The sequence below is a fragment of the Mesorhizobium sp. WSM4808 genome (genome assembly GCF_055811675.1).
In genome coordinates this window covers 17,921-27,234 of record NZ_JBVVQX010000038.1, presented here as the reverse complement: position 1 = coordinate 27,234, position 9,314 = coordinate 17,921, and the positions used below count along the sequence as shown (strand labels likewise).

The following is a 9,314-nucleotide window of genomic DNA, read 5'->3' as shown; positions in this document are numbered from 1 at the left end:
CAGTGTGAGGCAATCGAGAACATCCGAGTGAGGCAACGGCATTGTTCTTTGGGAACACTCTTGGGCGAGGCAATACGACCTCTCTTCCAGATTGTCGCGCTATAGTCCACCTTGAAGAAACGGGCCAAGGCCGCGATCACCTCCCAGTCGTCGCGTTCGGCGGTGTAATGCGCCTTGAGACGCAGCACATCATCCAAGGTGCAGGATTCGGTGGCGAGCGCGTCCGCTACATTCGTCATCGCGCCATCAATCTGCCTGTCAAGGTCGCCCAGATGGCGAATCCTTCCCGTTGTGTCAAAGTCGCCAGCGCCGCCGACGAAGCTCAACGCGCCTGCGCTGGCGGACAAATGATGACCGTCCACATTATGCTCTCCTGAGTTCGCATTTCCGCGGCTGCGCATCCCAAACTCGGAATGGCGTCCTAGAACGGTGTATCAAAATACGTCAAGGTTATGCCTGAAATGCTCTCCTTGGGGCAGAGTTCCCCCCTGCAACGTGTCGCGACAAGGAGCATGGCAGCTGATCAACTGCGAGCCGCCCTATTAACAATGCCTATGAAAAGTTGGAGGATTGGCGCAGATGCTACAACGAGGTCTGTGCGATCCGGCATAAGGTGCCGATCTCATTGCTCCAGTGGCGCAGCCAGCCCGCAATCGTGAGAAGGCCGGGGAACTCTATCGCCGGACGCAAGAATGGTCATCAGAGCAGACAGGATTCTGCCGGTTTGATCTGATCCCAATGTTTGCCCCCCAGCCCCGACGCTCCATGATGCAGCGGCAATATCAACCGCGAAAGAACAGCAAAGCTGTTTGACTCGGTTCCCGATTGACGCCCCTCTCCGGAACCGATGTCCTTCAATCACATGCCAAATCGCAGCACACGTTACCCCTCAGTGTATCCACTTACCGTGGGACCCCGTGCCGCGGCTGGGAAAAATACTCCTCGCGGGTCATTTCGTAATATTGGTAGAATCTGCCGTCATGCCAGCGGTCGTCAATATACCGCAGCCCAAGCTTTGTGGCTGCTCGCTGCGACCGCAAATTACAATGCCTAATGAGGCCGACTACCTTTCCCTTGGTTGAACTTCGCAAAGCGTGCGTGATGGCGAATCGTGCGGCCTCCAGCCCCAAACCTCGTCCAACTCCGCGTTGGAGTAATGAAGTAGAGAGTTCGACATTATTCGTGTCAGCGTGGTCGCGCAGGCCACAACGACCGATGAAAACCGCACTGTCCCTGCATTTCTCGTATAAGAGCCAGGTGCCGAAGCCGTTCTTGCGCCACTGGGCCAAAGACCTTTCGACCCACTTGCGCACATCCTCGATCGTTTGCGGAGTATTATCATAGATTATCTTCTGAACCACGGGATCGGCATGCAACTGGAACAATTCCGCCGTGTGTTCGGGTCGCATGGAGGTGAGAATTAAACGTTCGGTCTGATACGTGATCATAAGTATTTCCAATCTGAACGCTATTGTGATGTCAGAGGCAAGCGCCTACCCCGCATCAACGGTGACCATGGACTTTCGAAACGGCCAAGAGAGCAATGTGGATCGAACTCCATCAGTTGCCTGCAAGAGCTGCGCCAGTGCTGCGTCGCGATTCGGATTTTGTTGCAGGCGGAGGACTTCGCCAGCGTGTCTCGGCGGATCGTCGGCGCTTCATCTCGGCCTACAACTGCACAGCCCGAATGGTTCAAGCTTAATCCGCTCCAGATAGGGTCGGAAATGGCGTTATCGACCAATCGATTAAGTCGACGGCATCCTGCAGTATCGCCTCTGTCCGAGCACGGCTGGGCGAAGTAGCGACGACATGTGCGATGCGGTCTCCGGAATCGCCGTTCATGATTATCGGCGCCTTGGGTTCAACGTAAAATTTCACCTCGGCAACACCCGATAGGGCAGCCGCCCGTCTCCCGCCATCGATCCAATCGAGAGTGCCATCGCACTCGGGAAGTAGGTACCGCGAGGCCGCAGCGTGTGACTGCCTTTCGCGCAAATCCAATTCCTCACCAACAACGAGCCTGATGTGGTTGGTGATGAGATCGACACCGTAAGCCAGTTGGACCATGTCAGGAACGGGCGAACCCGCAAGACGCGGATTGACTTCAATGACGGTTGGACCGTGGTTCGTCCACCTAAGTTCAATGTTCGTCGGCCCCCAACCGAGCCCGAGAGCTCGCAAACAACTCAGCGAAAGATCTGCGATACGTTTGCACTCTTCGTCAGACAGCGGGGCCGGATAGATGTGCCCACGACAGAAGAAATTAGGTGGACCGTAGTTCGCAGCGCCAATGGCTATAACCTGATCTCCCATTGTTTCTAGGTTATACTGGGGGCCTTGTGCGAACTCTTCGACAAGTATCCTTGGTGAGGACCGCCATTTGTGCTTCCCGCTCAACAGATAGATCGTATGTTCGGCTATCTCATCGAGAGTGCGGCACAATCGGACACCACTGCTGCCGATGCCGATGGCTGGCTTAAGAATTACCGGTAGGCCGATTTCGGTGGCAGAGCGTTCAACCTCCGTCGCATTCACTGCCACACGATATGCAGGTACTCGAAGGCCAGCCTCAGCGAGCAGCTGACGTTGAACGAATTTGTCGCAACACCGTTCAACCGCCATGGCGTTCGGTCCCGGCAGATCGAAGTACCGGCAGAGCTGGCCAACCATCGCATAGGCCGACTCCTGGGCGCTGGTAATACCAGCTATTTCATAGGTCGAGCGTAGCCGGATACATTCTCGGATCAGCGAATCGAAGTCGTTATTATCGACATGGACCGCCTCAATTCCTAATGGCGCGAGGTAATCAAATAACTCTGGGTCGGCAGACATGGTAATGGGATGGATATCAAGGCTCCTAGCGGCTTTGTTGTATAAAAGGCTATTACTTGCGCCTTCAAGAAATATTATTGCACGCTTTAACATATTTCGACACCTACGATGCGTTACTTAGCGTCCACGTCTGTTTGCCGTGACTTGATCGGACCTGAAGTACCTTATCATTTCCGTCGACCTTCTGTTGTAAAATATTCTTTAGATTTGTTTTACCATTTTGTTGCACGACCTCCTAATGAGACCTGCGCGCGGGTGTCTGGACTGTCGTTTTGATCTGTGATTCTCTCAATCAGTACAATGGATTGAGGGATGCGTTGTCACGTCGGCGCATTGGTCAGGAAAAGTTTTGGTTTTGCCGTTGATCGCGGCCAGCATTCGTCTTCGGATGCGCTTGCCAGACTGATTGACTGGGTGCCGATCGATCAGGCCCTTTGTGTGATTTCCTGCTCTTCGAAGGGCGAGCCTGCCTGGCCGCCAGAGGCCTTGTTCAAGGCGATGCTGCTGTCGATCTGGTACGACTTGTCCGACGTCAAGCTTGCCGAGGCGTTGGACGACAGAGGATCGTTCCGACGGTTCTGCGGGTTTTCGGCTCAAGAGCCGACACCTGAGCGAACGGCTTTCGTGCGTTTTCGAAAGGCCCTTGTGGCCCATGGTCTGGACAAGACGCTGTTCGACGAGAACCGGCCAGCTCAAGGCCAAAGCGATTCGGGTGAAGACCGGTACGCTTGTCGATGCGACGATCATCGCCTCGGCCAGTGAGGATGACGAAGAGGGCCATTTGGGTCAAGCATAAGGGCCGACCAGCGGTTCATGGCTTCAAGGCCCATGTCGGTGCCGACGCCGATACAGCTCTGGTCGAGGAGACCGCCGTCACACCCGCCAACATCAACGACGGCACGGCCGGTCCCGATGCTCTGCCTGACAATCCCGGCCAGGTGTTTGCCGATAGCGCCTATCGCGGCAATCATTTCGGCGACGCGGTGCGTGCCAAGGGTGGAACACCACGCATCGTCGCTACCGGCATGTGGGGACGGGACGAAGCCGAAACACTGGCACGCCTTGAGGCCTGGAACCAACCGATCCATCGCATTCGTGGCCGGATGGAGAAGATCTTTGGCACGTGGAAACGAAGCTACGGCCTTCGCCGGATGCGATGGCGAGGGGTTGCAAAGGCAGGCGTTCAATTTCGCCTCACTGCCATCGCCTACAATATGAAACGGAGTTTGAAGGTCATCGCTATGGCTGGATAGCGGGCAAAAACACCACTGACGCTCACACGAGAGCGTCAGAAGACACAGCCGACGACGTCGGCGCTGATATCTTTGAACCCTTTACCCCGGAAGCGGAAAAGATCAAACAAAATCAACGCAAAATGCTTCCCGCGCACAGGTCTCCCTAATATTTAGTGCTTCGGCATGGAGTACGATCGATGGCAAGGGACGGCCTTGGCGAGGCAGCGACGCCTTCGTCGTCTAGCAGGGAATCCGCATCCGTTGTGTCCCGAACCAGGGCGGCGATGATGTCGCCGGTCTTCGTATGGCCGCAGAGAAAGTGACGCCAGAGCCGTGGAGCGTGCCGGTGGCAACCAGAAAGGCGGTCGACCGTTCGAAGGCGTCGAACGTGCCGTCCTCCCGTCGCGCAAACCCGGGGGCGTCAAGCCTCCGGCATTTCGGCAAGCCCGAGAGATGCAGTTCTCGTTGGCAACCAGGTCTGAACTGCGAACCTTCACTTAGTAGTAGGAAGCCGGGCGATTAACGCCTCAAGAGACGGAGGCGAACGTCAATCGACATAGATCAGTGATGTCGTAGGCTGGAAGCCCCGTGCTGCGGCGAATCCTCGAAGTCACCACCGGGAACGCTGTGCATTCGAACAGGATCGCAGCAATTTCAGGGTTCACGGCCCGGAGTCGAGTGATGCATTCACCGACCTCTTTCTCGATATCTGCGATATCGGTCGGAAATGGCGGCCGCATCAAACAGTCTCGCAGCATCTGTCCGCCTTCGACGCCGCCGATAACCACTCGCGCCCGATTGTTAGGATCGTCGATGCCGAGTAGATCTTCGCTGCAGTTAGTCGAGTCGGCGGTCACAACGGCGAGCTTGGCGGCGCTAGGCAGCTGCCGGAGCAGCGTCGGCACAAGGAGTAGGCTCGACAGTGCCACGGGGACGTTCATCGCTGCGGCCACCGCCGCCTGATGCCGGATATAGAAGCCGCAGTCTGCGCTTATTACTACTGCGCCTCGCTCAACTAACCGTTTAGCAGCTGCTATGCAGGCCGGCTCAAGGGCTGGATCGCCCCGGATAACGATATCCGCACACGCGCCCTCTACAGTTTCGATGATGAACGGGAAATCGTAGCTTGCAGGATTCAGGAAACAGCCGGGTTCCGTCGTGGGCGAGATGACTCCAGACGGGAACCCCTGATCAAGGGATAGAAATCCAAGAGAGCGTAGGGTTTGCGATTCCATGCACTAAGCTCCTTCGAACTACTTTCAAACAATCCTCAAGATGCGGGACTAGCCGCTCTGCTGATCGATCCCGCAATCGACGGCATGCCCTAACTCTTGTCACGGCAGAGTCAGCCTTCGTGCCGAGCGATCCTACTGGGGGTTCCCGCAAAGATTGGTGGCCGCCGCGATCCCCAGGGAAGCGCCTCCTCCAGGTCGCGGGAAAGGCGCACGAGCGTCGCCTCGTCACCAAACCTTCCGACTACCTGCACCCCTATGGGCATACCATTGTCGCTCTGAAATAGCGGCAAGGAGACTGAGGGCTGGCCGGTAATGTTAAAGATGAACGTGTACATAGAGCCCGCCACGCCAATCTCCACCCAAGAGTTCAGAGAATAACTTGAATTCGTCAGAGAGTGGAGTTCATGTTCCATTGAGACCCTCGGCGTTACCGGCGTCAGGAGGAGATCGTATCGGCTTGTAGCCTCAGCGACGTCCATGCGTAGCTTCCTGATTAAGTCGAATGTCATCGCTGCGTCGCACAATGGCCTTAGTTGGCTCGCTCGGTAGATTTCTAGAGACACCGGCTCCAGCGTGGCTGGGCCGATTTCGCGTTCCAGCGAGGCGGCAACGGCTGCAAGCCTAGACATTCCCAAAAGCTCCAGGCCCAGGTAAGTCTCAAAATAGTCGGCGTGCGAGAATGGGGGCGCTATCTCCTCGACATCGTGCCCCATCTCTTCTAACAATTTTGCTGATCGCGAGACGGCACTAACTATTTCAGGCTCCAAGTCCTGCTCCCCCCATTTGGAAAGCGCGACGCCGATCCTCAGTTTCTGCGTCGAAAGGTTCAGCTCTTCCAAATACGGCCCCTCGGGCTGTTGGATGACAAAGGGGTCCCCGGGAAATGTGCCAGAGAACACATCGAGGGCTGCCGCCATGTCTCGTACGGATCGGCAAAGGACAAACGTGCGACTCATGCCGCCACCAGAGTCCTGGCGATCCGGCCCTCCTGAAATCCGGCCTCTAGAGGGGTTGAAGCCCACGAGATTGGTGAATGTAGCCGGAATTCGGATCGAGCCTCCGCCATCTGAAGCATGCGCGATAGGCACAATTCCCGCCGCAACCGCAGCTGCGGCGCCTCCCGAAGAGCCGCCGGCTGATACATCGAGGTTCCAGGGGTTGCGCGTGATGCCGTTCAGGAGCGATTCGGTGACGCCTGCGAGCCCGAATTCAGGGGTGGTCGTCCTACCTAATGTGCGGAGGCCTGCTGCCTGCGCTCGTTGGAAAAAGTAGCTGTCCGTCTCCGAGCGATAACCCTTGTACAAACGGCTGCCGCGCTCTTGGAGCCTTCCACGCTCACTTGCTCCGAGATCTTTGCGGACAAAGGGTACTCCGTGAAACACACCCTCATCGGCCCCGGAAACCGTTTCTGCGTCATCATAAACCTCGATGACGGCATTGATCTGCCCATTGATCCGGTTGCAGGCCTCGCGCGCCAGTTGAGCTAGCTCATGCGGCCTAACCTTTCCAGCGTTCACAAGCGCTGCAAGACCGGTCGCGTCGTAGCTCACATATTCTTCAACGCGCATATTGCACGTCACCTGCTCCATGGAATAGTGTATCACCTAGAACGGCGTATCGGGCAAAGTCAAGGCTTGGGAGCTGGCAGACCGACGATCTGCCAGTCCAGGAAGGCGCATCCCGAAACTCCTCGCTGGCAATCCCGGGCATGGATTGCTGAGCGGTTGCACGCTGTTGTCTGGGAGGAAGTCAATGCACAAACTAAGTTGTTCGTGGACTGTCGCAGGAAACCTTGCTCTTGTTTTTCACGTGAGAGCAGTCTGATGGGAGACAAGCGGCTTCTGCCACCTCTTCCTCGTGCCGAATCACGGATCCGGGTGCTTCATGACGACGTCACGAGGGATCAATATGGCTGGCTTCGCGACCGGAATAATTCCGATGTTCGCGCCTATCTGGGCGCCGAGAACAGCTACGCGGAGCAAGCGACGGCTCACCTGACAGAGCTCAAGGCGGAGCTCGTCGCCGAGATCGAAGCGCGTCAACCTTGCGAGGGCGACCCGCCCGCGTTCCAAGTTGGGCCTTTCGAGTACTTCCAAAGACACGAACCGGGCCTGCCTCATCCGGCGTGGTGGCGTCGGCCGGTGACCGGAGGCTCAGCCGAGCTTGTTCTCGATCCCAACGCAATCCCCGGGGCCGAGGTCTTCTATTCACTAGGTGTCTTCGAGCCGAGCGATGATGGGTGTTACGTGGCGTTTAGCTTTGATGTCATCGGTGACGAGAACTACGAGCTAAGAGTGCGGGACATGGAGACCAGCCGTGACGTCCGGCGGGGCTCGAGGCAGGCCGTCATGGCAGCTTGGGCCGCTGATGGTCATACCCTGTTTTTCACGCGGGAGCGGCCTGACCTGCGGCGACAACGTCATGAGCTTGTCCGCCTGGACGTCGCAGCTGGGGACTCCGAGGTGGTGTTCGAGGAGGCGGACGAGCGATTGGACGTGGGGATTAGACGCTCTGCCAGTGGCGCCTGGCTGTTTCTGGATGTTATTAAGGACAAACACGGGCCGGTGGAGGTATGGTGCCTTCCGGCCGACCAACCGGGCTTTGGGTGGCGCCGGATTGTGGCGCGGGATCTTGGTCACCGTGTGTCTGCCGAACACTGGGGCGACAAGTTCCTGTTTCGGGTAGACGACGCTGGACCGCACTACCGACTCGTGCTTGCGTCAATTGACGATCCGTCACCGTCGCACTGGCAAGAGGTCATACCGCATCGAGCGGGTCTGATACTTGAGGAGGTCTATTTACTCGAACAGCACTTGGTTGTCTTGGAACGAGACGGCCTTCGTCCTCGGCTGGTGTCGCGTAACGGGAGCGGGCGTGTTGAGGCCACGATTGTTCCCGACGAGCCGACTTGCACTCTTAAGGTCGGCTTATCCGCCGGCGGTAGCTATTCGGTCGCACGACATTCGTTCCGAAGCTCGAAGTTGATCTACTCGGTTAGCTCATTCGTGACGCCCGATACCGTCGTCGAGCATGATCTTGCCGATGACCGGTCGACGGTCCTGTATCAGGCCCGCGTTCCCGGGTATGACGCGGCTCAATACGTAGCGACGGTCGTCATGGCGGAGGCGGAAGATGGGACGCAGGTTCCGATCTCGTTGGTGGGACGGCGGGATCGAAGGGAACCAGGGCCGGTGTTGTTGAATGTGTATGGCTGTTACGGAACACCGAGATGGCCCTCATTTTTCAGTTGGCCCTCCTCGATGACGAAGCGTTTGAGCCTGATCGATCGCGGAGTTGCTTTCGGCATCGTGCACGTCCGAGGGGGCGGCGAACTCGGACGCTCATGGCACGAGGCGGCTATCCTCGATCGAAAGCGCGTTACCTACACGGATCTGATCGCTGCTGCGGAAGGGCTCGTTGAGCGGGGGATCGCCACCCGCGACGGCATCGTCATCGAGGGCAGTAGCGGTGGGGGGGGTACTGTGCTGGCCACGGCCGCCTTGCGGCCCGACTTATTCCGCGCCGTGCTCGCCGAGGTTCCAGTTGCCGACATCCTGGATACCGAGCTGGACTTCGCTATGCCCTTCGCGCTGGGGGAAACGGCGGAGTACGGAGATCCCCACACCGCCCACGAGTACAAGTACCTACGCAGCTACGACCCGTACTACAACCTCAGCGCCGATCGCCCGCTTCCGCCGACGTACGTCGATGCCGCGCTCGACGACAGCCAAGTGCTCTATTACCAGCCCGCTCGCTACGTGGCACAGCGGCGGTCCTGCGCGGCCGATCGCGACCCCGAGCTTGTCTTCCGCGTGCGCATGATTGGCGGCCACAGCGGCGCTTCACATGGGCCTGGCGTAGCCGAGGAAGCAGCATTTCGTATGGCCTGGATTGTCGACCAGTTCCGACGGTCAACGAGTTGAGTTGATTCTCACTACAAATCGTGACGGACTGTCCATCACGACGTTGGCTTAAGCGCATGGATGACAGCGCATCCGCCTTGGCGTCGTCT

8 protein-coding genes are annotated in these 9,314 nt (G+C 57.7%); 3 read left to right on the top strand and 5 right to left on the bottom strand.

Going from position 1 to position 9,314, the window contains the following annotated elements; all coding sequences use genetic code 11:
- The 3 genes from AC0L2U_RS33260 to AC0L2U_RS33250 form a co-directional block, all read right to left on the bottom strand.
- On the bottom strand, positions 1 to 362 hold a 362-nt coding region (locus AC0L2U_RS33260; RefSeq protein WP_473603507.1), incomplete at its 3' end, for a RidA family protein.
- A 540-nt stretch (positions 363 to 902) separates the two neighbouring features.
- Positions 903 to 1,448, bottom strand: a complete 546-nt coding sequence (locus AC0L2U_RS33255; protein WP_473603506.1) for a GNAT family N-acetyltransferase — start codon at positions 1,446 to 1,448, stop codon at positions 903 to 905.
- A 250-nt stretch (positions 1,449 to 1,698) separates the two neighbouring features.
- Complete coding sequence (locus AC0L2U_RS33250) at positions 1,699 to 2,925, bottom strand: ATP-grasp domain-containing protein (RefSeq protein WP_473603505.1); 1,227 nt, start codon at positions 2,923 to 2,925, stop codon at positions 1,699 to 1,701.
- Between the two features lie 219 nt (positions 2,926 to 3,144).
- On the opposite strand from AC0L2U_RS33250, the gene AC0L2U_RS33245 reads away from it, so the two are divergent.
- The gene (locus AC0L2U_RS33245) at positions 3,145 to 3,594 is read left to right on the top strand and encodes a transposase (RefSeq protein WP_473603504.1); all 450 of its coding nucleotides are present in this window, start codon (positions 3,145 to 3,147) and stop codon (positions 3,592 to 3,594) included.
- A 2-nt stretch (positions 3,595 to 3,596) separates the two neighbouring features.
- Positions 3,597 to 4,085 carry a transposase gene (locus AC0L2U_RS33240; RefSeq protein ID WP_473603503.1) on the top strand — a complete coding sequence of 163 codons (489 nt, stop codon included), beginning with the start codon at positions 3,597 to 3,599 and terminating at the stop codon, positions 4,083 to 4,085.
- A gap of 509 nt (positions 4,086 to 4,594) precedes the next feature.
- Here AC0L2U_RS33240 and AC0L2U_RS33235 read toward each other — a convergent pair.
- Positions 4,595 to 5,302 carry an aspartate/glutamate racemase family protein gene (locus AC0L2U_RS33235; protein ID WP_292386938.1) on the bottom strand — a complete coding sequence of 236 codons (708 nt, stop codon included), beginning with the start codon at positions 5,300 to 5,302 and terminating at the stop codon, positions 4,595 to 4,597.
- Positions 5,303 to 5,412: 110 nt separating this feature from the next.
- Entirely contained in the window at positions 5,413 to 6,891 is a 1,479-nt protein-coding gene (locus tag AC0L2U_RS33230; RefSeq protein WP_473603502.1) for an amidase, read from the bottom strand.
- Positions 6,892 to 7,125: 234 nt separating this feature from the next.
- Between AC0L2U_RS33230 and AC0L2U_RS33225 the strand changes: the two genes are divergently transcribed.
- Positions 7,126 to 9,225 (top strand): prolyl oligopeptidase family serine peptidase, encoded by a 2,100-nt coding sequence (locus AC0L2U_RS33225; RefSeq protein ID WP_473603501.1) that lies wholly within the window; start codon positions 7,126 to 7,128, stop codon positions 9,223 to 9,225.
- Positions 9,226 to 9,314 lie beyond the last annotated feature (89 nt).

What these genes read in the sequence shown, in the direction of transcription:
- AC0L2U_RS33255 (WP_473603506.1), bottom strand. Translation starts at nt 1,448, where the DNA reads ATGATCACGTATCAGACCGAACGTTTAATTCTCACCTCCATGCGACCC.
- AC0L2U_RS33250 (WP_473603505.1), bottom strand. Translation starts at nt 2,925, where the DNA reads ATGTTAAAGCGTGCAATAATATTTCTTGAAGGCGCAAGTAATAGCCTT.
- AC0L2U_RS33245 (WP_473603504.1), top strand. Translation starts at nt 3,145, where the DNA reads ATGCGTTGTCACGTCGGCGCATTGGTCAGGAAAAGTTTTGGTTTTGCC.
- AC0L2U_RS33240 (WP_473603503.1), top strand. Translation starts at nt 3,597, where the DNA reads ATGACGAAGAGGGCCATTTGGGTCAAGCATAAGGGCCGACCAGCGGTT.
- AC0L2U_RS33235 (WP_292386938.1), bottom strand. Translation starts at nt 5,302, where the DNA reads ATGGAATCGCAAACCCTACGCTCTCTTGGATTTCTATCCCTTGATCAG.
- AC0L2U_RS33230 (WP_473603502.1), bottom strand. Translation starts at nt 6,891, where the DNA reads ATGGAGCAGGTGACGTGCAATATGCGCGTTGAAGAATATGTGAGCTAC.
- AC0L2U_RS33225 (WP_473603501.1), top strand. Translation starts at nt 7,126, where the DNA reads ATGGGAGACAAGCGGCTTCTGCCACCTCTTCCTCGTGCCGAATCACGG.